The organism is Maribacter sp. 1_2014MBL_MicDiv, from assembly GCF_001865655.1.
GTDB classification, from domain to species: Bacteria; Bacteroidota; Bacteroidia; order Flavobacteriales; family Flavobacteriaceae; genus Maribacter; species Maribacter dokdonensis.
This window is the reverse complement of record NZ_CP011318.1, coordinates 3842185-3867509: the sequence shown is the minus strand read 5'-3', so window position 1 is coordinate 3867509 and position 25325 is coordinate 3842185. Positions and strand designations below refer to the sequence as shown.

The 25325-nt window shown below is 34.4% G+C and carries 25 protein-coding genes; 19 read left to right on the top strand and 6 right to left on the bottom strand.

Features of this window, described 5'->3' with window-relative positions; genetic code table 11:
• Position 1 precedes the first annotated feature (1 nt).
• The 6 genes from YQ22_RS19120 (at position 2) to YQ22_RS16210 (ending at position 5052) form a co-directional block, all read left to right on the top strand.
• Positions 2-160, top strand: a complete 159-nt coding sequence (locus tag YQ22_RS19120) for a lmo0937 family membrane protein (RefSeq protein ID WP_143751746.1) — start codon at positions 2-4, stop codon at positions 158-160.
• Positions 161-268: 108 nt separating this feature from the next.
• On the top strand, positions 269-1906 hold the full coding sequence (locus YQ22_RS16230) for an ABC-F family ATP-binding cassette domain-containing protein (protein ID WP_071342025.1): 1638 nt from the start codon (positions 269-271) through the stop codon (positions 1904-1906).
• Between the two features lie 95 nt (positions 1907-2001).
• The gene (locus YQ22_RS16225; RefSeq protein ID WP_071342024.1) at positions 2002-2664 is read left to right on the top strand and encodes an AbiV family abortive infection protein; all 663 of its coding nucleotides are present in this window, start codon (positions 2002-2004) and stop codon (positions 2662-2664) included.
• A gap of 198 nt (positions 2665-2862) precedes the next feature.
• A complete protein-coding gene (locus YQ22_RS16220) occupies positions 2863-3426 on the top strand; it encodes a hypothetical protein (protein WP_071342023.1) in 564 nt (187 codons plus the stop codon).
• Positions 3427-3642: 216 nt separating this feature from the next.
• Positions 3643-4221 (top strand): Crp/Fnr family transcriptional regulator, encoded by a 579-nt coding sequence (locus tag YQ22_RS16215; protein ID WP_071342022.1) that lies wholly within the window; start codon positions 3643-3645, stop codon positions 4219-4221.
• Positions 4222-4281: 60 nt separating this feature from the next.
• Positions 4282-5052 carry an MBL fold metallo-hydrolase gene (locus YQ22_RS16210; RefSeq protein WP_071342021.1) on the top strand — a complete coding sequence of 257 codons (771 nt, stop codon included), beginning with the start codon at positions 4282-4284 and terminating at the stop codon, positions 5050-5052.
• A 131-nt stretch (positions 5053-5183) separates the two neighbouring features.
• Here YQ22_RS16210 and YQ22_RS16205 read toward each other — a convergent pair whose 3' ends face one another.
• The gene (locus tag YQ22_RS16205) at positions 5184-6152 is read right to left on the bottom strand and encodes an IS110 family transposase (protein WP_071342020.1); all 969 of its coding nucleotides are present in this window, start codon (positions 6150-6152) and stop codon (positions 5184-5186) included.
• A 379-nt stretch (positions 6153-6531) separates the two neighbouring features.
• Here YQ22_RS16205 and YQ22_RS16200 point away from each other — a divergent pair, with 379 nt between their 5' ends.
• The 7 genes from YQ22_RS16200 to YQ22_RS16170 all read left to right on the top strand — a co-directional run bounded on the left by YQ22_RS16200 (position 6532) and on the right by YQ22_RS16170 (position 12320).
• Positions 6532-7392 (top strand): helix-turn-helix transcriptional regulator, encoded by an 861-nt coding sequence (locus tag YQ22_RS16200; RefSeq protein ID WP_071342019.1) that lies wholly within the window; start codon positions 6532-6534, stop codon positions 7390-7392.
• Positions 7393-7477: 85 nt separating this feature from the next.
• Positions 7478-8380 (top strand): DMT family transporter, encoded by a 903-nt coding sequence (locus YQ22_RS16195; protein WP_071342018.1) that lies wholly within the window; start codon positions 7478-7480, stop codon positions 8378-8380.
• A 332-nt stretch (positions 8381-8712) separates the two neighbouring features.
• On the top strand, positions 8713-9162 hold the full coding sequence (locus tag YQ22_RS16190) for a hypothetical protein (RefSeq protein WP_071342017.1): 450 nt from the start codon (positions 8713-8715) through the stop codon (positions 9160-9162).
• A 242-nt stretch (positions 9163-9404) separates the two neighbouring features.
• On the top strand, positions 9405-10121 hold the full coding sequence (locus tag YQ22_RS16185) for a hypothetical protein (protein ID WP_071342016.1): 717 nt from the start codon (positions 9405-9407) through the stop codon (positions 10119-10121).
• Positions 10121-10984: a hypothetical protein gene (locus YQ22_RS16180; protein ID WP_071342015.1), complete on the top strand. Its 864-nt coding sequence runs from the start codon at positions 10121-10123 to the stop codon at positions 10982-10984. Before YQ22_RS16185 ends, YQ22_RS16180 begins: the two co-directional genes overlap by 1 nt.
• A gap of 135 nt (positions 10985-11119) precedes the next feature.
• Complete coding sequence (locus YQ22_RS16175) at positions 11120-11710, top strand: GNAT family N-acetyltransferase (protein ID WP_071342014.1); 591 nt, start codon at positions 11120-11122, stop codon at positions 11708-11710.
• Positions 11711-11750: 40 nt separating this feature from the next.
• Positions 11751-12320, top strand: coding sequence for a hypothetical protein (locus YQ22_RS16170; protein WP_071342013.1), 570 nt, complete (start codon positions 11751-11753; stop codon positions 12318-12320).
• A 189-nt stretch (positions 12321-12509) separates the two neighbouring features.
• On the opposite strand, the gene YQ22_RS16165 is transcribed toward YQ22_RS16170, so the two are convergent.
• The 5 genes from YQ22_RS16165 to YQ22_RS16145 all read right to left on the bottom strand — a co-directional run bounded on the left by YQ22_RS16165 (position 12510) and on the right by YQ22_RS16145 (position 20072).
• On the bottom strand, positions 12510-13175 hold the full coding sequence (locus tag YQ22_RS16165; RefSeq protein ID WP_083414280.1) for a helix-hairpin-helix domain-containing protein: 666 nt from the start codon (positions 13173-13175) through the stop codon (positions 12510-12512).
• 210 nt (positions 13176-13385) lie between these two features.
• Positions 13386-14432: an adenylate/guanylate cyclase domain-containing protein gene (locus YQ22_RS16160; protein ID WP_198033490.1), complete on the bottom strand. Its 1047-nt coding sequence runs from the start codon at positions 14430-14432 to the stop codon at positions 13386-13388.
• A gap of 81 nt (positions 14433-14513) precedes the next feature.
• Complete coding sequence (locus YQ22_RS16155; RefSeq protein WP_083414279.1) at positions 14514-15857, bottom strand: TolC family protein; 1344 nt, start codon at positions 15855-15857, stop codon at positions 14514-14516.
• Between the two features lie 16 nt (positions 15858-15873).
• Positions 15874-18993 carry an efflux RND transporter permease subunit gene (locus YQ22_RS16150; protein ID WP_071342011.1) on the bottom strand — a complete coding sequence of 1040 codons (3120 nt, stop codon included), beginning with the start codon at positions 18991-18993 and terminating at the stop codon, positions 15874-15876.
• 8 nt (positions 18994-19001) lie between these two features.
• Positions 19002-20072: an efflux RND transporter periplasmic adaptor subunit gene (locus YQ22_RS16145; protein ID WP_071342622.1), complete on the bottom strand. Its 1071-nt coding sequence runs from the start codon at positions 20070-20072 to the stop codon at positions 19002-19004.
• A gap of 182 nt (positions 20073-20254) precedes the next feature.
• Between YQ22_RS16145 and YQ22_RS16140 the strand changes: the two genes are divergently transcribed.
• The 6 genes from YQ22_RS16140 (at position 20255) to YQ22_RS16115 (ending at position 25298) form a co-directional block, all read left to right on the top strand.
• Entirely contained in the window at positions 20255-21151 is an 897-nt protein-coding gene (locus YQ22_RS16140; RefSeq protein WP_071342010.1) for an AraC family transcriptional regulator, read from the top strand.
• A 106-nt stretch (positions 21152-21257) separates the two neighbouring features.
• Positions 21258-21587, top strand: coding sequence for an ArsR/SmtB family transcription factor (locus tag YQ22_RS16135; RefSeq protein ID WP_058105899.1), 330 nt, complete (start codon positions 21258-21260; stop codon positions 21585-21587).
• Positions 21588-21658: 71 nt separating this feature from the next.
• The gene (locus tag YQ22_RS16130) at positions 21659-22126 is read left to right on the top strand and encodes a DUF6428 family protein (protein ID WP_071342009.1); all 468 of its coding nucleotides are present in this window, start codon (positions 21659-21661) and stop codon (positions 22124-22126) included.
• Positions 22127-22147: 21 nt separating this feature from the next.
• Complete coding sequence (locus tag YQ22_RS16125) at positions 22148-22780, top strand: arsenate-mycothiol transferase ArsC (RefSeq protein WP_071342008.1); 633 nt, start codon at positions 22148-22150, stop codon at positions 22778-22780.
• Positions 22781-22782: 2 nt separating this feature from the next.
• A complete protein-coding gene (gene arsB / locus YQ22_RS16120; protein ID WP_071342007.1) occupies positions 22783-23838 on the top strand; it encodes an ACR3 family arsenite efflux transporter in 1056 nt (351 codons plus the stop codon).
• A gap of 350 nt (positions 23839-24188) precedes the next feature.
• Positions 24189-25298, top strand: coding sequence for an MBL fold metallo-hydrolase (locus tag YQ22_RS16115; protein ID WP_071342006.1), 1110 nt, complete (start codon positions 24189-24191; stop codon positions 25296-25298).
• Positions 25299-25325: the final 27 nt, after the last annotated feature.

Here is a 25325-nt window from a genome sequence, read left to right as displayed (position 1 = left end):
GATGAAGAATATCATATACTTTATAATTGCAGCCTTGATCATAGGTTGGGTTTTAGGCTTTGTAGTATTTAAAATTCTAGGAGCACTTATACACTTACTACTTGTTCTTGCCATTGTACTTTTAATTTATAATTGGCTAAGCAATAAAAAAAGCACTTAGAATATCTCCCTAAGTTTAAAATGATCGGCACAGATTATCTATAAGTTTTTAAAGCGGTTAGTAAATGCACCACTTCTTATTATTAGTTTTGCATTTTAAAATTGCAGCATGATTTCAGTAGATAATTTAGCAGTAGAATTCAGTGGCACTACCCTATTTAGCGATGTATCATTCGTTATTAACCCAACCGATAAAATTGCCCTTATGGGTAAAAACGGAGCCGGAAAATCAACAATGATGAAAATAGTTGCCGGTGAACAAAAGGGCACAAGAGGCAATGTACGCGTACCTAAAGATACCGTTATTGCTTATTTACCGCAACATCTGCTTACCGAGGACAACTGCACGGTATTTGAAGAAGCTGCCAAGGCGTTTAAGCATGTTTTTGATATGCGGGATGAGATGGAGAGGCTTAATAAAGAATTGGAAACAAGAACAGATTATGAAAGTGATGCCTATATGGGTATCATTGAGAAAGTCTCCGATATTGGTGAAAAATATTATGCGCTTGAAGATGTAAATTATGATGCCGAAGTAGAAAAAGCACTCAAAGGATTAGGTTTCAGACAAGAAGATTTCACAAGACAAACCAATGAGTTCAGTGGTGGATGGCGCATGCGTATAGAACTGGCAAAAATACTATTGCAAAAACCAGATTTAATTTTGCTTGATGAGCCTACGAACCACATAGATATTGAATCTGTGATTTGGTTAGAAGATTTCTTATTGAACAAGGCCAATGCCGTAATGGTCATTTCACATGACCGGGCATTTATAGATAACATTACCAATCGTACCATTGAGGTTACCATGGGGCGTATTTATGATTATAAGGCAAACTACTCCCATTACCTACAATTACGTGAAGATCGTAGGGCACATCAGATCAAGGCATACCAAGAACAACAAAAATTCATTGCGGACAATATGGCGTTCATAGAACGCTTTAAAGGAACTTTCTCAAAAACCAATCAAGTAAGTTCAAGAGAGCGCATGCTAGAAAAACTGGAGATCATTGAAATAGATGAAATAGATACATCTTCGTTAAAGCTTTGTTTCCCTCCTACCCCACGTTCGGGAGATTATCCTGTTACGGTTACAGATGTTTCAAAAGCATATGATGATCATGTCGTATTTAAAAATGCAAACATGTCTATCTCCAGAGGAGAAAAAGTTTCCTTTGTAGGTAGAAACGGTGAAGGTAAATCTACCATGATCAAAGCTATTCTTAATGAAATACCTGTAGAAGGTACTTGCCAACTTGGGCATAATGTTAAGGTAGGATATTTTGCCCAAAACCAAGCTTCATTATTAGATCCAGACCTTACTATTTTTCAAACGGTAGATGAAGTCGCTTTTGGTGATATTCGTAACCAAATCAAGAATATTTTAGGCAGATTTATGTTCAGTGGCGATGATATCGACAAAAAAGTAAGCATGCTTTCCGGTGGGGAAAAAACAAGGTTGGCAATGGTGAAGTTACTGTTAGAGCCTGTAAATCTTTTAATATTAGATGAGCCAACCAATCATTTAGATCTAAAATCAAAAGATGTTTTAAAAGAAGCTCTTTCTACTTATGATGGTACACTTATTCTGGTTTCTCATGATAGGGATTTTTTACAAGGATTATCTCAAAAAGTATTTGAGTTTAAAGAACAACGTGTAATTGAACATTTTGAAACCATTGATGCTTTCTTGGAGAGAAATAGAATAAAAAGTATTGCAGAAATTAACTTGATGAAGTAATCATCTTTTTCTCTTTTTTATTTTTCCTAAATTACCGATATGATAGATATATGTGCAATTGTGTACATATACAATTGTTAGCCACAACTTAATAAATGTCCGAAAAATTATCAAAATACAAGTTTAAAAAATTAGCAACTGAGGCATTTAAAAATGGATTGAGATTACACTTTGATTCTATATTATTATTCAATAACGAATCATTTCCGTCCGCATTTCAGCTCTCAGTACTGGCACTTGAAGAGTTTTCGAAATCTAATTGGGTGGAACATTATTTTTGGTCTTCAATTACTAATGATGGATTCCCAGATGAGGAATTTGAACAGGAATGGCTAAAGTTACTTTACTTTCATCCCCGTAAACAAAAGGCATTTTTTGGTTGGAGAATGGATTTAGATTATTCTCCAAAATTTGTAAAATTCGTTCGAGATAAAAAACTAGAATCAAAAAAACAGCAAGCAACATACGTGGGACTTGAAAAGCAAAAATCTAAAATCGATGTAAAGAGTAGAATAAGTATTCCCTCAAGAATTAAAGAATTAGATGCTAAACAAATGATAGCGTTGCTAAATGACTACTTATCAGAAATATGTAGCAAGAAAATGATTCAGGAACACTATTTTGATTTGGAAGCGAAAGATGAACTCATTACACTAGAACTTCAACAACGACTAAAGGAATGGAAATACAAATCTGGTTTACGTTCTAAAAGATGGGTTACTGAACATATAAACAGGAATAAAAAAAGCTGTGGCTAACACAACCTATAAACAATACGGGCTTAGGTTTTAAATGCTAAGATCTGTGTAAATTTATAATGTCGCGAAATCTTTGGGATTTCGCTTTGGACAAGAAAAAAATAAAGCAAAACCAAAAGATTGCGCTATGTGCGTGGCGCAAAGTAAACGCTAGTTTGCTCCCGTACTGTTCATAGCTAAACCGTTGGCAAACATTTAATGAAACGATTAGCAAAAATTATTGGAATCCTTATATTCGCATATTTTTTTCTATCATATGTGCTACCAAACTTTATTGGAATTCCTTTAGCTGCTTGGGATTCTCATAAAGCTTGGAAGGATTATGAAAAAGAGCATAAAGAGGTTTTAAAACCTATTAATTATGAGGCAATTGGTGTTTATGAATTCAAAACTGAAAACGAAGAAGAAAACCATTTCATTTTCATAGATACTGTGGAAACCAAAATAGTTGGGTTTTATTTTGGGACTGAAGATAGCGGTGTACATGGGATTTCTCATTATGGAAATCCGCTCGCAAATTTTAAACTAACGGACACCAAAATAGAGTTCGAAATCGAAAAAAGGGAATTGTTTGAGACAACAAGAAATAAAACTTATAAGGCAAACGAGAAACCAAAAAAAGAATTCGCAACGGGAGTTTCAAAGAGTGTGTTATATTACTCTGGAGAATTAACTGAGTTTGGATTTAAATTAAATTGTCAATCAGAATTTAATAATTGTTGGTCTGATGAATTGGATTTCAAAAAGATATATGACCTGTGAATAATAACGATTTGCCAACAACACCTATAAACAATACGGGCTTCGGGCTTAATCGAAAGGTTTGCGTATTTTTATGAAGACCGCAAAATCTTATGGATTTTGCTCTGGACAAGAAAAAATAAATCAAAACAATAAGATTTCGCTATGTGCGTGGCGGTAAGCAAACGCTAGTTTGCTCCCGTACTGTTCATAGCTAAACCGTTAGCAACAAGCTGAATGAACACTGATACAAACAAAATATCATCATTTTTTGAAACTGAATATCCATTAAATAAAAACGGATTAAAAGAGTTGTTGGATTTATTTAGCATTAAGAAAATAAAAAGGAATACAAAAATCCTGACAGCAGATAAAGAAGAAAAGCAATTACGCTTCCTAAATAAAGGTATTGTTAGAGAGTTTTATTCATCTAAAGACAAAGAAACAAACATAAACTTTTACACCGAACCACAGTTTATCACAGATTTATCATCATTTATTTACGATTTAAACACTAAAAAACACCAAGAAGCCTTAACTGATGTAGAATTGTTGAGTATTGATAAAAATTCTTTCAGACAAATTTTAAATAAATATGAATGCGGAAAATCATTTATTGATTTATCATTTCAAAAACTATTAAAACAAAAAGAGCTTTTTGAATACAATAGAGTAACCAAATCATCCGAAGAGTTATACAACGAGTTACTTATTTATAAACCAAATTGGTTGTTAACTATTCCACAATATCATATTGCTTCCTTTCTCAATATTACACCTGAAACATTGAGTAGAATTCGCAAACGAATTTCTTGATTCAAATCAATGTAATTGAATAATTGTCACTCTAATTTTGTCTTTTAGAAAGCTAAAATTATGAAGATATCACACATTAGAAATGCCACAATGGTTATCGAAACCAACGACAAGGTCATTTTAGTAGACCCAATGTTAGGTGCTAAAGGAACAGCAGGACCAACATTTACATTATTTAGGTATAAACCAAGACGAAATCCAATTCTCGATTTACCTACTAATGCAATGGATATTGTAAATAAAACCACGCATTGTTTAATCACGCATTTGCATCCAGACCATTTAGATAAAGACGCAGAAACGTTTTTAAAATCAAATAACATTCCGGTAACCTGTAGTGTAAAAGACGAAAAAATACTTCGCAAACGTGGTTTAAATGTTACACAGGTTATCAACTATTGGGAAACTTCCAACTTTTTGGGAGGAACAATCGAAGGTATTCCGGCAGTTCACGGTTACGGATTTATAGCCAAACCAATGGGTAATGTAATGGGATTTTATATACAATTGCCAAATGAGAAATCTATCTATTTAAGTGCTGACACGATTTACACAGACGATGTTAACAGAGTATTATCGGAATACAAACCAGATATTAGTGTGGTAGCGAGTGGACGTGCCCAATTAGACCTTTTTCAACCGTTATTGATGAGAATGGAAGACATCGTGAAATTCATAAAAAATTCGCCTAATAAAGTAATTGCAAACCATTTAGAAGCAGTGAACCATTGTCCTATTACAAGAAAAGAATTAGCCTCAGAATTAACAAGTAAAGGACTAATTGAAAAAACCTTAATTCCTGAAGACGGACAAGTTATGGAATTTGAATAAATGCCAGTTGCTAACAAAGAACTGACATAAAAAACAAACAAATTCTTCTTTAATCCGAGACAATATTATTTCAGGCTCATAGATTCAATAACTTGATTCTTTGAGCTTTTTTTATTAGATATATCTTCTATTTATCTAGGCAATGTAGAAACGTAAGTTTCATCATACGGCCTACCGGATTTTACGATAGCAAAAGACTGCTTTAATAGTTTGTTGGCAACTGCTATCAATGCCAATTTCTTGCTCTTTCCCCTGTTCACGATCCGCTCATATACTTCTTTGCATGGCTTGTTATGTTTACAGGCATTGAAAGAACATAGAAACAGTAGATTACGAAGCTTTCTATTGCCGACCTTACTTATTCTCGCACGACCTCTTACACTGCTCCCCGATTCCCGTATCGTGGGGGTTATACCTACATAGCTACAAAGCTGTGCGGCATTTTTGAACTTGTTGAAACCGTCAGTGACAACAATTAAGAACAATGCAGTCTTTTGACCTATACCGGGTATTGACATCAATAAAGTCAATTGCTCCTGTTGGTCCTCTTTTACCAATGACAGAATCTTTGATTCGATAGCGGCTACCTCTTTATTGAGCAGTTTCTTATTACGTATCAAGGAACGATAAACAAACTTTGAAGGTATGCCCAGAACTGCTTCTCCGTGTATCTTGTTCTTGGTCGCGGTACGTTGTTTTAAATAGATATCCAATAACCGGAACAACTGTAAGCATTCGCTCTGGATGTCCGTCAAGGCATTGCAAATAGGTACCTCGTTGACCTGTGCATATTCACATATAGCCTTGGCATCGCTCTTGTCCGTTTTTACTTTAGCCAGTTTCATTTGAATGAAACGTTTTACGGATAATGGGTTTACTACTGAAACTATTACTTCATTTTTGTAAAGAAACTGGGCAAGTCTATAATGATAATAACCGGTAGCTTCCATAACGACCAATGAACATTTGGGCAGTTCCTTAAGGAATTTCTTAAATCCGGTTTCATCGTTCTTATACTGGTCGTGACCTTTGTTACTACCATGTACATCAAAGACATCTTTACTGATGTCGACTCCAAAAGTTTCTTTATATTTATTCATAAGATATGTTTTATGAAAGAACCGGCTACTTCTGCTCACAACAACTTGAAAACGAGATCTAAGGTCTCACACCTGCCTGCCGGCAGGCAGGAAACTGAACGTGATCTAAGTAGTAAAAGAGAGAGGATTATCAATGTTGCCGAAGTCTAAAGCTTCACCGTGTATAGTAACCTTAATTCTCTCTTTTGTTCTTTCTAGTTATATTAACAATTTACTGAGAATCAAACTTAAGCAGTATATAAAAAATTGCTGGTTTAGGTCAAATTTAAAGGTCGTTGCTTGTTCTGTTAAGTCTGATTTTCCTTCGGAAAATCCTCGCATACAAAACCGTAACTTTCCATATAAATAAACGTTGTGCTCAATATAAAAACACCATTAAGTGATAAAAAAAGAGTTTGAAAAATTACTTAAGAAGTATGATAAAAAAATTGTAGTAGACAAAATTATTGATGGTAGGTACCAAACCTTAAATAATGATGGAACATCATTACATCGACATATTTTTTATCAGATTGTCTGGATTGAAAACGGTTCTGGAGTTCATATAATAGAGAATAGAAAGTACACTTTTACAAGCGGAACTATTTTTCTTTTAGCACCTTATTACTTACACAAAATAACATATAATAAAGATGTTCAAGGTTTTGTTGTTAGTTTTTGCGATAGTTTTTTAGACCGTTTTCAGAATAAATCTACTCTACTGTTTCACAACATTGATCAAGCCTATATCAAAATACCGAGTGAAGAAATTAAAATACTTAATAATGAATTTAATCTTTTAAATCATTATTTTAATAAGAACCAAAATAGTACTGTTACTATCTTACAGGATTATTTACATATACTACTCATTAAAATAAAGGGATTTAAAAACTTTACAGAAATAGAAGATTTAGATAGTGATGTAAAAATATTAGAACAATTTGTACAATTGGTAAGAACACAATACAAAGAACAAAAACAAATGGCTTACTATATTAGACAATTAGCTACTTCTCAAAAAAAGTTGAATCAAATACTCAAAAAAAACACAGGGCTAACATCAGCAAAATTTCTAGAAATCTACATATTAAATGAAGCCGCAAGAATGTTACGTTACAGTGACTTGAGTGTTAAAGAAATTGTCGGAGAACTCGGTTACTCTGAAAGCTCTTATTTTATAAAAGCTTTTAAAAAACATTTTGAAAAAACACCTATAACGTATAGAGAATTTTCTAGATTAAATTTAAATTCCAAATAATACCATACTAATCCTAAATAGTCCTATTAGTTTACAAAGAGAAAATAGAAGTTTGTGCATTCTAATAAATGTTAAGTAAATTTCTATGAATAAATCTATCATCTATATTATAGCCTGCGTATTTCTATGGGCATTGATTCCTGTAGTATCTAAGTTAGGACAAAATGGATTAGATAACCATCAATTTCTTTTTTGGTCAAGCCTATCTTCTTTACTGTTTTTTTTAGGTATTGGCCTTTTTAAAAAAAACCTTCAAAAACTACGTGATATTTCAAAAATCAAATGGTTCCAAGCTGTTTGTTTAGGTTTTTTAGGCACCTATTTATATTATGTATTATTATATTTTGGCTATGCTAATGCACCAGGAATGGAGGTGTTAATTGTACAATATTCTTGGCCAATTTTAATTGTTTTACTATCCCTCATTCTATTGAAAGAAAAACTAACAATATCTAAAACAACATCTATTCTCTTGGGATTTATCGGTGTTTTCTTAGTTCTTACAAAAGGAAATTTTGAACAATTAAAATTTGAAAATATAAATATCGACTTAATAGTGTTTACTGGAGCATTTGTTTTTGCATTGTTTTCTGTGTTAAGTAAAAAAATAAAAATGGATGATATGCTATTATTAACAATTTACTTTTTAACAGCAAGTTTCGCTTCTTTTATATCAATGAACTTTTACTCTGAATTCAAGATACCCAATTTAAATACAGTAATACCGATTCTAATTAATGGATTTTTAGTAAATGGTCTTTCATATATATTTTGGATTAAAGCTCTTAAAATTGGAGAAGCGTCTTTTGTTGCACCATTTGTTTTTTTAACACCTGTTTTATCATCAATTTTTTTAATAATCTTTTTTAACGAGCCATTTTACATAGCATACTTAATTGGTATGTCTTGTGTTATACTTGGTGGTTTACTGAATTTAAAAAAGAAAAATACTGTGGGTAACAACGGTAACCGTTGCTCAAGCCAATAATTAGAAATAATCACTATCGATACAAGCCTCTTTAAGGGGCTTTTTTAATGCCATGTCAGAATCTAAACCTAAATTTTGGGTGCGCCGGAGAAAGGCTTTTCAAGTAATGGACCATTATTTTTACGAATAATGGCAGGGCAAGCTTTCCCAACCCACTTTTCGGGTGTTTATTCTCGAATTTCAGCTACTCCTGCCTGCCGGCAGGCAGGTTTTGAGGTTGTAGGCGATCGCCGAGAGGTGCATCACCTTGTTTGCCTGTGCGAATCCGATAGTGCTATCTAATTTCAGTACGCAACTATTCAAAAAAATTACATCTATATAGAAAACTACAAATGAGAAAAGTCTACTTATTAGTAATACTTTTTACAATAATTTTCCAAAGTTGTAATAACGACAATTGTGGAGAATGTTTTACTCCACCTCAAAGTTTCAGTTTTGAAATTGTTGACAAAATAAGCGGAGAAAATTTATTCACAAATGGGACATTTAACTCCAATGAAATTACAATAACCGACAACTTGAATAATGATGAACCTATAGATTTTTCCTTTATTTCGGAAAATGACATCAACATTATTCATATTAGTTCAATTGGGTGGGAAACAGAAACAGTGAATTTAGAAATTCATATAGCCAATAATCACATTTTTGACTTTTATGTAGATACCGAAAGAAAAAAAGAAGACTGTTGTTCTTATACGGATTACAATGAAATCATGGTCCTCAATTCCGAATTTGAATTGAATACTGAAACAGGAACTTATGTTATTTTTATGGAATAAACACTTTTAATCAACTAAGCATTTTCAGTACCCTCATATTTCAACTCATTAAATACAAAACATTATATCTAAAGAACTAAAGCTACCTCTACATTCTTATTTAGCATCAAATTCAAAATAGTATTGCATCACATTAAGTGCCTACCGTTACCTGAAAAAGGATAATCTAATACAATAAAAGATAATTAAACCTTCTTTGTATTTTAGTACTCTTAGTAAGGTCAAATTCCACAAATACGTTTATGAATATATTTACTTATCACCTGGTTGAAATATCATTTTCATATGCAGTGAAAAGTTTGTTTGTAAACCCTCTAGACAAAGAAACACCCGGTCTTGTACATGCTGAGTATATGACAGCAATGAAATTAGGTGCCCCTATCTTTTCCCCATCAAGATTTTTAACAAGACAGATGGCAGTATTTGCACAATGGGAAAATGAAAAAGCACTTGATGACTATTTACAAAAAGAGAAATTTGGTGCCCAACTAAACAATGGTTGGCATGTACGACTGGCATTTATGCGACAATGGGGAAAAACCAGCAAATTCAAAATACCGGAACATAAGGCAACATTAGAATTAGCTTCCTCACCAGTAGTTGCCGTGACCATAGCACGAATGAAACCATGGGCAATTCCTAGGTTCTTACGTTGGGGCAGACCAGTTGAAAAATTGGTCCGTGATCACAACGGCACCCTATTATCAATGGCATCATTTAAATTTCCCAATACCATTTCAACTTTCTCTATCTGGAAAACAGAAAAAGAAATGACCAATATGGTCCACGGTCATAGTAAAATGGCTCAACCCAAAAGACATGCAAATGCCATGAAAGAAAGAGAGAGAAAAAGTTTTCATTTTGAGTTTGTAACTTTAAGGTTTAAGCCCATTTCAGAATTTGGTTCATGGCAGGAAAAAGACACCTATATTCCATACTTTGAAATGCATACAACTTGATGGAAATAGCATCATTAAAACAAAATTTTCAAGATTGGATAACGCAGCAATGGGTTATACTTTTTGGTAAAAAAATAATTCGCAAAGACTATGAATGGTTAGTTGGTCCGTTTGGAAACACAAAAGGTATTGGTCAAAAATTCATTCAGCAATTAGCTGTTAGGGAGCAATTGGAAATAGAATCAAACCAAATTAACAAGGGACTTATACAATCTATTAACCAACTAGGGCTTACATCACAAGAACAGGAGCGTTTATCTAAAAAAGTAATAGATTTTTATGAAAATACGAGTAACTACGATTTTGACCTTACCGTAAAATGGAATCCTTTTTTCAAAGCTTTTGGTTTCTTGCTAAAAATATTGTTCAGCAATAGAATTGAACAATTAAATCTTCCCATGAAAAACAATACAGATGCCAAAAATTTAAAAAGTGACATTATCCACTTAGTAGACAAAAAAAGCAAAGAATTAAAAAGAACAGTTTGGCTAAGAACATTTGCAAAAAGCAATCAAGTAGTATATTCCGGGGTATACGAAACTTGTATAATACCAAATGGAAAAAGCTGTATTAAGGCGATGTTTCCATTACCAAACGGAAATGCAACCGTTATTCTAGAGCCCAGTGTAGGCAGTAACGGTGAATTAGTTTTACAATCGCTGGGAAAAAGAATTGGAGAAAGTGGATTTTATTTTTTACTGGAAGATACCACTGGTAGTTTATGGACCAAGCATATAAAATCATTTAAAGATAAACTTGTTGTGCATGATGAAAATGATAAAATAAAAGCAGTACAAACTATGACTTTATGGAGCTTTAGAGTATTGACTTTTATCTATCACATTGAACTCAAAAGTTGTTGATCTTTTCTTATAAATTAGGTTTTTGATATTTGTAAAATAATCTTTGAGGGTATCTATTTTTTTAGTGCCTACAATTAGTCTTTATATCATTTACACAGGCTATATTGTCAGCTTACATACAAAAATGCGTTGAGTATGAACATAGAACTTTTAAACACTACTATTCAATTAGAAAATGATAGAGTGCTTTTACTCCCATTTAAAAACAAGAGGAACAAAGAATTAAAAAACATAATTTTTGATACAGATATTTGGACTTATATGGGTATGACCATGAATAACGAGCTCGAATTTGAAAATTATATAAAAAATACTCTGAACGACCAAGATATGGGCGTATGCTACCCGTTTCTTATTATAGACAAACGAACAGATCAAGTAGCCGGAAGTACCAGATATGGCTATCTTAATACAACAAGTCAAAAATGTGAAATTGGATGGACTTGGTATGGTACTCAATTTCAAGGCACAGGACTTAACCATGCTTGCAAATATGAATTACTAAAATTCGGATTTGAAAATATCGGATTTAGAAGAATACAATTCAGTGCTGATGAAGACAACCTAAGATCGCAAAGAGCCATTGAAAAGTTAGGAGCAAAAAAAGAAGGTCTATTTAGAAATAATTACATAGCACCCAATGGCAACAGTAGAAATGATGTGTATTACAGCATTATAAAAGAGGACTGGAATATAACAAAAGCTGAAAATTTTCCTGATTTTTAGAGACCCAACAAACCTTTGATCAATATTTAAAATATAACATATGGGATTATTCAATTTATTTAAGAAGAATAATAGTAAACAACAGTTTAATCAACTTGCAATGAATAAAAAGGTAGATGTACAAAAAATCAAGAAATACATAAACGTACCTAAATCTATTGAAGCTCGTATGTTAGAAATAGATTCAATTGTGCTTAACAATGAAAAAGATGCTGAAACTAAGACCAATGAACTTTTAAACATATATGAATCTCTTACCGATGATCAAAAAAAAACCAGGGCGGGTAGATATATTATTGCACATATAGCAGAAGTATATTTTGCGGCAAGTATGATAGACGAGGCTTTTGAAAATTTCAATTTTGTAATGCAATTTAAGGATACTATTGGCAACCCCTTTTTACATCTTAGATTAGGTCAATTAAACTACCTGACCAAAAATACCGACAAAATGAACGACGAACTAAGCAGGGCTTTAATAATGGGCGGAGAATCTATTTTTAAAGATGAAGACCCCAAACTCATTAAAATGGTAAAAAGTGTATTAGAAGAACCTGCAGACTGCTCTTGGGCCGAATATGAAGGGCAAGATTTCACTGCTACCCAGTAAGACCTAACATTATACTTTTTGTGCTACATAAGCACACAAAAGGTAAAGGCATTTTAAAAAACGGACACCTAATTTCTTAGAAATGAAAAAGCCTGTTGTTTTTTGAATTCATTACAACACTCCAAAAACGTTAAATACAAAAGCCCCAATTTTAAAGTTGGGGCTTTTGTACTGTAGTGTATAGCTAGTTTACTTTCCTCCGTCTAATTTATCTTGCAGAGTTTTTAATTTATCCCAGTCACCAGAAGCTGCCAATTTAGCTTGCTTTGGCCATGTACCTGGTTTGTGCATAGTGTAACGAGGTCCAGCAGCTTTTAAAATTTCCTCTAAAGATTTTACTGATGCCTTACTAAGCGCACTGAAAGTACCATAACCGTTATCGGTCAATATTGATGCAATTTTAGGGCCAATACCTTCAATTTTCTTAAGATCATCTTTTTTGGCCTTGGTCGTTGTTTTCTTTGCTACAGGCTTTTTGGCAACCGTTTTTTTAGCTACTGGCTTTTTAGCGGCAACTTTCTTTACAGTTTTCTTTTTTTCCGGTAAAGCACTTAAATCAACCACACTGTTATCTATTCCAAAATATGGAGAAGGCACATATGCATCTGCAGCATGGTCATTGAACCATCCCTTATCATCACTCAAATACCTAAATTCATATTTTTTACCATTTTCTAGTTTTACACTCTTCTCATAGCTACTACCTTTCTTCTCCATTTGAAAAGAACTATCGTTTGTCTGCCAATTATTAAAATCGCCCAATAGTATTACGTTAGACGTACTTGGTGCTTCATTTTCCGCTATGGTAAAGGTGACTAATGTATATTTTCCTTTTACTTGTTTTTTCAGTGCCATTTTTTATAGTATTTTATTCTATTATAAAAGTAACATAGAAAATACTCATTTTCAAAAGTTTAGGTTAAGAAATTGTTGATTTAATGTATTCGGTTAAAAAGACACCTTAAAATTGTCAAACTAATAAAATCTCTTACTCCAGATTTTTCTTCTGTAATTTAACATCACTTCATGTCAACAAATTTTTTTTGTAAAAAGCATGACAGAATTCTAGCTTAATAAGCGATACACTTTTTCATTAGACGTTCTTCCTGTAAGCATATAGTCTCCTATATAATCCAACCGGTCTACGCCATTGTTCAAAAGTGAAAAGAACGAATTCGAGAAAAGAATATCTTCATTGATTTCTTTGCATAATTGACACAATCTAGCCCCCGTATTTAAAACGGTGCCATGAAAAGCAATATCCCTTTTATAGTCTCCAACTTCAGCAATGGCTACCGTACCATAACATACACCAAATTTAAACTTAGACACCAACCCAAACTCATTTTCAAATTCTTGTGCCGTTGCATCTAAATTATCTTGAAAATCTTTAAATAGGTCCAAGCATTGTTGTGCAGCAATACTGTTAGATTTTTGCCAAGTAAGCACCGCCTCATCCCCAACATATTGGTACACCTCAGCATCATAATTTTCAATATGATGGGTTAACTTGCTAAAGCATTCTTGTATGAGTCTGCTATATTTAAGGTGCCCAATTTCTTCAGCTATTGTCGTAGATTGATTAAGGTCTAAAAACATAAAAATGCGCTGAGCTTCTTTCGGTTTAAAATAAGTACCCATGATAATATCATAAAGATTTGTAGAACCAAATTTTCTAGAAACCTGTGCATATAAACTGAAATGAAAACTAACTACAAAAAAATATATGATATAGAATAAATTTAGTGAAGACCCTAAATAGGCATAATGTGCATTGACCGCTTCATTTGAACTTGGTGGCATCAATTCAAAAATTATATATGTACCTACAAAATGTATAAAATACATCACCACAAATTGTAAAATGGCTTTTATGAATACCACTTTAGCAAACGGATAATCCCTAAGTATTTTACGTAACAAAAAAACATCGCTTGCGCTAATTACTAAAGAATAAACCAGCACAAATGGTAAAATTGAGGTAAACGTATATTCTAAATAAGCAAGCCAATCTTCACTTTGAAAAATTTTTATATTCAGCACTATGTCAAACACCATTATAGCAATCAGCCACATTACCGCCAGGGTCAACATTCTAAATATCTGTTTCATTTTCATACGGACCTGATATTCTTTAGTGATGCTGGCAATCTAAAAATTACTGAAATATAAAGTTTAGGCTATAGCTTGCGGTTATTGCTTTAAACTCTCTAAACTTGGAACTACCAATTGATCCGTTCTGTACAGATAAGTGATTTCTTTATTTTCATAATTTGTATAGGCGTCTATCAATGTAGATTGGGCATTCTGCGCCATGGCCTGTGCATCTAATAAATCGGTTAAATTACTTAAGCCGTTATCATAATTATCTCTGTGCACTTTCAAATTTTCTTCTGCCAGTTGCTTGTTTTCCAATGCATATTGAATTTGCTCGTGTGCATTCAACAAATCATACCAACTTTGGGTAATAGCCACTTTTAATTGGTCTATACTATCCATTCGGTTGTTCTGGGCTATTTCTTCTTGTATTCTTTCTTGCTTAAGGCTTTGTTTACCGCCACCCCACCAATCTGAAATAGGGATACTTAAAGAACCAAAGGCAAAGCCGGTAAACTGACTATCAAAATCTTCATCAAAAGCACCAAATTCAACGGCACTCACTCCTACCGCTAAAGAAGGTAACATATCTGCTTTTGCCATTTTAGTCTGCAGGCTACTTGCCGTTATAGATTTTTCAAGCAGTTCATAATTACTGTTACCAGTAAGATCCATATCTGGCTCGGTATACATAAAATCAGGAACCATCGTTTGATCAAAATCTGCAGCAGCTTTCATGTTGGGTGAATAAGCCACGCCTACATAAAGAGAAAAATCCAGCAATGCCAGTTTGCGCATATTCTCCAATCTACTTTTATTTAAAAGCAATTCGCTACGGTTGACCTTTACCTGTAACAATTGGTTTTTTGCAATAAGACCCGCTTCCAATAGATCCTGCTGTTGTTTTAAGAGTTCATCTAGATAAATTTCATTGGTCTCTATCACTTTTTGTTGCTCTTGTATTTGTACCAATTGCCAAAACTTATTTTCGGTTACCAACAAAACGCTATCTACCGCTTGTTCCGCCCTAATTTGAGAAGTCTCAAGTTGTATATCTGCCAATGCATTGGAGTTTCTAATTTTTCCGCCGGCATAAATTAATTCGGTTGCCGTTGCACTGGCATTATATAAGTTATCTATACCATTGGGAAGAAAACCGTCTATAGGACCAATGAGATCATTGGGCGCATATAGCCCAAGTGCACTAGCCTCTACATTAGGAAAATAGTTTGCCACCATTTCACGTTTAAAGGCTTCTGACTTCTCTATGGTCAGCAAACCGTTCTTAATGGCATTACTATGCTTTAAAGCAGCTTCTTTACTTTCTTCCAATGAAATTTGTTGGGCAAAAACATTCCCAAATATAGCTACGGAACAAAATATCGTTAAAAAGTTACGTGATTTACCAACCTTGAATAAATAGGTATTTATATGTTTCATTACTTAAATTCTACTATTAAACATTAGTGTTGACCACTTCTTCCGTGGTAGTCTCATTATCCTCTTTTCTAAAGAACAACCAGTACAACACAGGAAGAACAAATAAAGTAAGTACCATGGAGAACATGAGTCCGAATGCAATTACGGTACCCAACGGTCCCCATAAGCTAGAGCGACTAACGATCATAGGTATTACCCCTACAGCTGCTGCGGAAGATGTCAAGAAAATAGGGCGCATACGTCTTTCCGCTGCTAGAATAGCCGCTTTTTTAACTCTATAGCCATGTTCATGCCTTAACTCATCAGCATAATCAATTAATATAATTCCGTTTCTTACTACAATACCGCAAAGCGCTAAAAGACCAAGGAATGAGGTAAATCCAAAAGGATACTGCATCAATATCAATCCTAAAGCCGCACCAAAAATGCTCAATGGCATGGTGATAAAACTTAAAAGTGCGTGCATAAAGTTTTTAAAGTGCCATAGCAGTATCAAGAAAATCAATACCACACTAAGCATAAGGGAAAGTCCCATTGGTTTATTGTTCTCTATTTGCAGCTCATACTCACCACCATACTCTATTCTGATGTCCTCGGGAAAGGTGATCTCATCAATATGAGGTATCATTTCTGCGAGTACCTCATTGGCAACCGCATCTTTGGTAATGTCTACACTAACGGTAAGGCAACGGTTTCCATTTCTATTGGTAATTTGTTCTTGAGACCATTTCGGAGTAATCTCAGCTACTTGTCGTAAAGGAACCTTTGCTTGTTTTTGTGCAGAAATTATGGATAGCTGACGCAGATCCGATATATTTTGGCGATGCTGATTCTCACTTTTAATCTTCACATCAATAGTATACTCCTCATCCCAAACCTCTGTAGCTTTTAAACCTGTAGTGGTCACTGCAACGGCATTGGCAATATCCCTGTTGTTTAGACCTAGCCTTGCAGCTTCATTCTGCTTAACATCCATTTTAACAGCTTCTTTCATACTGCCAAAGTCAGTTCTGCTCCAAAGTGTTTTTGGTGTATTACGTGCAATATTGATTATGGTATCGCCATACTTTTTAAGCTGATCAACATCAGTACCATACAACCTTACCTCTATAGGCGCATTGGTACCTGCCATATCCAATTGCTTCATTCTTAAATATGCATTTGGATACATATCCGCATATTTTTCATCATACTCGTTCAAAACCTCAACCGTAGCATCGTCAGATATGGTGGTTACCAAAATTTGCGCATAGTTTTTTGCTGGCAGGTTTGGTGCATACAGCGTATGGAAACGAGGAGAACTTTGACCAATAAAACTGGTGTAAAATGCTACACGTTCATCGGCTTTTAATACTTTCTCCAATCCGTTTACCACCCTGGTAGTTTCATCTAGACTACTCCCTGGGTTTAAATTGATCTCTATTGAGAATTGATTACGTTCCACTTTTGGAAATAACTGCTGGCTAATGCCTCCAAAAAGCAATACACCAACCACTACTGCCGAAATACCTAAACCAATGGTCAATTTATAACGCTCCATGGCTTTATTGACCGCATTGTCAAAAAAGGATTGCAGTCTGTCCAACATAGATTTTTTATCATCTTGTCCTTTTTCTTGAGGGTTATCATGTAATCCCTTTTTTATGAAAAGTGAATTAATGAAAGGCACCAATAAAATAGATATGATTAAGGATAATGCAAGCGCAATAATTATAACGTACGGAAATGCACTAATAAAATCTGATGCCACACCTTCCATGAAGAACAACAACGGATAAAATGTTGCCGAGATAGCCAATGTTGCGGTAAATACAGATGGAAAAAGTTCTTTGGCGCTACTAACGGCAGCTTCAGGTATTGTCATACCCTCATCAAGTTTCTCTACATAGTTATCTATAATGACAATAGGATCATCTACCACAATACCCAGCACCACAATAAGCGCCGCTAACGTTACCGTATTCAGTTCTATTCCCATAAAATACATTATGGCAAGTGTTGCAGAAATGGTAATAGGTATGGTTGCTGCCGCCACCGATGCCACCCTAAACGGAAGCAATATTAGGGTAACGATGATTACACCGATCAAGGCATAACCAAACTCTTTCATAAAGTGGCTTATAGAATGATCGACCACTTCTGGCTGATTCGCAATTTTTGTAATGGTAATATCACTTGGCAATTCACTGATCACCTTTTCTAATCGCTCATCAATTTCTTCACCGAATTGAACAATGTTGCCTTTCTTCGCCATTTCTAAAGTAATGATCATACCCTTAGAGCCGCTAATGGTCAAATAAGAATCTGGGTCATCATATTCACGAACAACACGGGCAACATCTCGTACACGTATGATATTTCCGTTTTCTTCCGTTTTTATGGATTGATTGGCAATATCGGCTTCGGTCTTCAATGAAGTTTCAAGATAGATAGGTCTTTCCCTTTCCGAATTTTCCAAGGTACCCGCACTAACCACGGCACCTTGATTTTGTAAACTGTTGGAAATACTGCTAGGCGTTATACCATAACTAGCCAATTTATCTTGATCCACATACACGGCAATTTGCTCTGTAAGTCCGCCCGAATGCGAAATTTTCGCCATGTTATCTATCTGTCGTAACTCATCTTCTATATCCTCAACATGGCGTTGCAGATCTTTGTACGGTCTAGAATCTGACTGTACACCAAGAATTAAGGCAGCCGTACTACCAAAATCACTGTTTACCATAACACCCTGAACTTCTCTTGGAAGCTCAAGCTGTTGAAAAATCAATACCTCTGACTTTAATTTATTCCAAAACTGTTCAGTAGCATTATGGTCAATTTTGTCCGATATCTCTACATAGATGTACATTAGGCCATCTTTGGAATACGAATAGGTTTTAGTCTTATCAACCTCATTGTACCCAAATAAAAACTCTTCTACTTTTGAGGTCAGTTCTTGCTCTACCTTTTCAGAAGAGGCACCCGGATACGACCCAATGATAAGACCTTGTCTTATGGTAAAGTCGGGGAATTCGTTTCTAGGCATGTTAAATAGCCCATAAGCACCCATGAGCACCAAGCATAACGCAAGTACTATAGGAAATGTAGAATGTTTAAAGGCCCAATCTATGGCTCCGCTTTTTTTCTTCATCTTAAAAACTACTTAGCGTCATTAACAATTTCTACCGGTGTACTCTGTGTTAGTTTGTGATAACCAGATATAATAAGATGATCTCCTTTGGCTAGTCCCTTTTTAACCACTATACCACTATCATACAATTCGCCAGTTTCTATATATTTTCTTTCTGCAATACCATTATCTACTATATATAAATACTGTTTTCCATCTTCTGTAACCGCAATACTTTCTGAAGGAATTACGATAACCTCTTTCACATTTTTATCCTGGTCTACCCTATCCTGTAAACGCACATTACAGGTCATACCAGGTTTTATCTGCTTATCAGGATTGTTCAATTTTACATACGCCGTATACACTGGTGAACCTTGATTGGATCGTATGGAAACTTCATCAACAATTCCTATAACTGATTTGTCCAATGTTGGGAGATTTACATTTGCAGAATCACCTTTTGTTATGGAATTGATTTCTCCATCAGGTATTGGAAATACAGCTTTTACAGCGTTGATATTCACGATTTCCACTACCGGTTGACCAGGTTGCGCCAAATCACCAACATCCATCATTTTGTCACTAACATACCCGTCCATTGGAGCATATAGTTTTGCATGTCGCACATTTTCATAGGTCATTTTTGCTGCTGCCTGTGCCTGCTCATATTGTGATCTAGCTTCTAACATTCTTATCTCTGCAATACTTCCTTTTTGGAAAACATTATTGATACGCTCGTAATTTTCTTTTGCCAAACGCACCTGGGCAAGTTGTTGTTCATATTGGCTAGAGTAAATAGTAGCATCAATTTGCGCGATCAATTGGTTCTTCTTTACAAAGTCGCCAATAGATACAGGAACATGCAATACATTACCAGATACTTGAAAGCTAGATTTAATAGCTACATCTGCTTCTATTGTACCATTATAAGCTACTTTACTTTGAGAATTATTGGCATTGAGACCAACGTTCATAACCTCTACCTTAATGGTTTTATTTACCTTGGGTTTTTCTTCGTTACCACAGCTTATAGTTAATAGCACCAAAAAAACAATTGAAAGACTTTTTGGTAGATACCACAGGTATTTATTCTTCATACCAAATTCAGATTTACGCATCATATTAGAATTATCTATTTAGAGGCGCAAAGTTAACGTAGCATCTAATCGTAAAAATGGTAATTAAACACCCAATTATGGTATTATTAGAACATTACACCATAAAAAAGTACTATTTAGCTCATAAAATGGTAGTTTTAAAAAAATAAATACCATTTTTTATGGAAGATATACCACAAATTGGAATACCGGAACTGTACGCTGATTACGGAAATCAAAAGAGCAGCACGCAGCCGAAATTTATTTTATTGAAGCCTGAAAATATGCCCGAATACATAAAAAGTGGCAATCCGTTTAGAAACGTTAACTACGGCATCTCATTTTTTGTAGAAAGCAATAGTGAGCTAAATATTGATTTCAATAGTTATAAACCCAAAAAAAACACGGTCTATTTTGGTAGCCCAGGGCAAGTTTTCGCTATTAACGGTGAGTTTACAGAAGGTATTGGTGTACTCTTTCAGGCAGATTTTATATTAAGACATGGGGCACAACAATGGTTACAATCCTTACCCATTTTCAACAGATTTTTAAGTGAGCCCTTTATTGAATTATCAGAAGAAGATTTACTGATGTTTCAACGGCTTATAAATGAAATGGACACAGAATATGTGAATGATGACTTTTTAAAATACGAAATGCTTGAAGCCCAACTCACCCAAGTCCTCGTAAAACTATCAAGACTTTACAGAGCTTCAAAAGAAAACAAAGTAACTGTTGACACCCAGCATATGATGGCTTTAGAGTCTTTAATAAACAAACAGTTTAAAAATAATAGAAGTGTGGTAGATTATGCCGCTCAATTATATATGACACCGCAAAACCTTAACCGCATTACCAAAAAGGCTATGGGCAAGAGCGTAAGTGAACTAATCAATGAAAAGTTGATTATAGAAATAAAAAGATATCTAGTATATACCGATATGAGTAGCGAAGAAATTGCCCATTTCTTTAATTTTTATGACAATTCATACTTTACAAAAACATTTAAAAAAGCTGTAGGCGAAACCCCTAAAGCCTTTAGAAAGAAGCAAAAAGAATTATTTTTCCCTACGAAATAGGCTCTAATTTATATTTATAGCCTTCACATAACACAAATTTAACGATCAATTATCTTTGTTGTTCTACATTATATCGTAATATTGCAATGAAACAATTATTTAAAGAATGGGTTTAGCAAAAACTGAAATGTTTACTGATGAGCAGAACAAGATATCCTTGTTCGCTAAAGCATTTGGTCACCCTGCTCGCGTAGCCATTTTACAACATCTATTTAAAATAGATACTTGTATCTGTGGAGATTTGGTCAATGAAATAGGTTTGGCACAACCTACTATTTCACAGCATTTAAAAGAACTTAAAAATTTAGGTTTAATTAAAGGCAATGTAGAAGGCACCAGTGTTTGCTATTGTATTGACAAAGAAAATTGGGCGAGCATGAAAGATATTATGACACACTTTCTAGATCAAGATATTTCTAACAATAATTGTTGTTAAAAAAATTTCAATCCTTTTATCGCATTATTGCGATGTACTAATATAAATACAAAAATTTAAAACATAGCATTATGAAACTATCAGAAGTTAAAAAGCACTTAGCAGCACTTGACACTATTGCCTTTCAATTACCGAATGGCGAATTGGTACCAAATCACTTTCATGTTACCGAGGTAGGTAAAATAACCAAAAACTTTATTGATTGTGGCGGCACGGTCCGTAATGAAGAAGTGGTCAACTTTCAACTATGGAATGCAGATGATTATGACCACAGATTACACCCAGAGAAATTAATACACATTATTGAACTGTCTGAAAAGATACTTGGAATAGAAGATTTGGAAATAGAAGTTGAGTACCAAGGCAATACCATTGAGAAATTCGGATTAGATTTTGACGGTACCAATTTTATACTAACATCTAAGCAAACGGACTGTTTGGCAAAAGACAACTGTGGCATACCGGTAGAGAAACCAAAATTAAATCTTTCAGAAATCAATAACGAACCTTGTTGTTCACCAGACGGAAACTGCTGTTAACCATTAAAAATACACCATAACATGATCACTAAAGAAACAACTATGTTACCAGAAATAGCGCAATTGATCAGCTCTTTGAATACTGATTCAATTACAGAAGAACGCAAAGAAGTTTTACAGCCGCTAATAGATTTTATTCAACAGAAAACAACAGCTAATTCAGCTATTAGAATAAACTTTATCTGCACCCACAATTCAAGAAGAAGTCACCTTTCTCAAGTATGGGCACAGACGATGGCAACATATTTCAATATCAAAAATGTGAATTGCTATTCTGGCGGAACAGAGGCTACCGCTTTATTTCCAATGGTTGCGGAGACTTTAAAGAATCAAGGATTTCAGATTCAAAAACTTTCAGAAACCAGCAATCCGGTTTATGCCATTAAATTTTCTGAGAACGAGCATCCGGTCATAGGATTTTCAAAATCATATGAAGATCCGTTTAATCCCACATCTGAATTTGCAGCGGTGATGACATGCTCCCAAGCAGATGGCGGTTGCCCATTTATTGCTGGTGCAGAAAAAAGGGTTCCTATTACTTTTGAAGACCCAAAGGCTTTTGACAACGCACCGCAACAAGCTGAAAAATACGCCGAAAGAAGTATTCAAATTGCAACGGAATTGTTTTACATATTCTCACAAATCAATAAATAGAAATGGCATCTAAAAAATTAAGTTTTCTAGATAAAAATTTAACTTGGTGGATATTTGCCGCAATGGCTTTAGGCGTAGGGATCGGTTATTTTTTTCCAAGCTTTCCAGATATCATAAACACCTTCAACAGTGGCACAACCAATATTCCTATTGCCATAGGTCTCATATTAATGATGTATCCGCCATTGGCGAAAGTGAACTATGCGTTGTTACCAAAGGTATTTAGAAACACTAAAATTCTGTCTATTTCCTTAATCCTAAATTGGATCATTGGTCCTGTGTTAATGTTCATCTTGGCAATTACCTTTTTATCAGATTATCCAGAATATATGGTAGGTCTTATACTCATTGGTTTGGCTCGTTGTATTGCCATGGTATTGGTTTGGAACGATCTTGCCGATGGTAGCAGTGAATATGGCGCAGGTTTAGTAGCATTGAACAGTATATTCCAAGTATTTGCCTATAGCTTTTATGCTTGGATATTTATCACCGTGCTTCCTCCCTACTTCGGTTTTGAGGGTGCCATAGTAGATATATCAATTGGCACCATAGCAGAAAGTGTAGCCATTTATTTAGGGTTACCATTTTTAATGGGCATATTAAGTAGATTGATTTTGGTGAAATTAAAAGGCGAAGAATGGTACACCACCAAATTTATTCCCGCCATATCACCTATGACGTTGATAGCGCTATTATTCACCATTGTTATCATGTTCTCTTTAAAAGGTGAACTGATTGTAGAAATACCAATGGATGTGCTGATAATTGCAGTACCGTTACTTATCTATTTTACATTAATGTTTATCATAGGTTTCTTTTTCACTAAGGCAACCGGAGCGGAATATGATAAAACAGCCTCAGTGGCCTTCACGGCAGCCGGAAACAATTTTGAATTGGCCATTGCAGTTGCTATTGCCGTATTCGGTCTAAATTCCGGTCAAGCATTTGCTGGAGTTATTGGTCCTTTGGTTGAGGTACCTGCATTGATTTTTTTAGTAAAGGTTTCCTTTTGGTTGAAGAAAAAATACTTTTCAAAAACTACATCTCAAACGGTATAGAGTTATGGGTTAATATGCTATTCTGTGGCGTAAATAAATAGAATACATAATCCGTTAATTAGGGTCTAAGCATTAAGCTTAGACCCTAATTTTTTATATTCAATGCTCGTTTTTGGACTAATTGGGAAAATGTGTTCAATATTTGGTAAATAGTGTACGGATATGGTATTGTATCTGCTTAATTTTGAACCCAAAATTAAGCGAAGGTCATATTTAAAATAATAAGCATCCCTAAATCACAAAGTGCGAATACGTATATTCACTTTTTAAACGCTTTACGTGACTGAAGCGGTACACAAACCAAGTGCATCAAATAATAGTAAATGTTCAAGAAAATTTTAAAAAAAATAATGATAGCAATAGTATCTATTATAGGAGTTTTAGTGGTGATCTATTTATTATTCACCAATTATTACCCAAGCTTTGGCGGAGATGTTTCAAAAGAGCAACAAAAAACCTATCAACTATCCAGTAACTATAAAGATGGTAAATTCAGAAATAGTAATGATGTACCAAAAGAAATGAGTTTAAGTGAAACCTTAAGCCTGGTATACACATTTTTTACCACAAAAGTACCTAATGGAAGACCTACAAAAGATATTATTCCCCAACATCTAAAAAAGGTAAATGTTTCAAATTACAAAGGTGATACCAGATTGATCTGGTTTGGTCATTCTTCCTTTTTATTACAGATAAATGGGAAAAACATCCTCATAGACCCAATGTTCGGCAAAGTACCTGCACCTCACCCGCTATTGGGCAGCAGCCGTTTCAATAAAGAATTTCCCATAGAAATTGATCAGCTGCCTTTCATAGATGCCGTAATATATTCGCATGATCATTATGATCATTTAGATTATGAATCGGTTTTAAAGATCAAAGATAAAACCAAACACTTCTATACACCACTTGGAGTTGGTGTTCATTTGAGTGCTTGGAACATACCAAAAGAGAAAATTACAGAAATGGACTGGTGGCAAGAAACGGCACTGGAAGACATAAGATTAGTATGTACACCGGCACAGCATTTTTCTGGCAGAAAAATGAATAACGGTCAAAGTACATTATGGAGCTCTTGGGTGATTACTACAGCTACAGATAATATATTTTTTAGTGGTGACAGTGGGTATGCAAGCCATTTTAAAGAAATTGGAGATACATATGGTCCGTTTGATCTGGCTTTAATGGAGTGCGGCCAGTACAATGAAAAATGGTCAGATATACATATGATGCCTGAAGAAACAGCTATGGCAGGCGTAGATATTAAAGCTAAAAATGTAATGCCCATACACTGGGCCGGTTTTAAATTGGCCTTACATGAATGGACAGATCCCATTGTACGAGTGAAGGCTAAGGCAAAAGAATTGAACCTAAATATAATTTCACCGGAAATTGGACAAGAAATCATAGTAAAAGATACCGTAAACAATTATACAGATTGGTGGAAAAACTATGAATAGACCTCCCATTTTATATTATTAACAGCA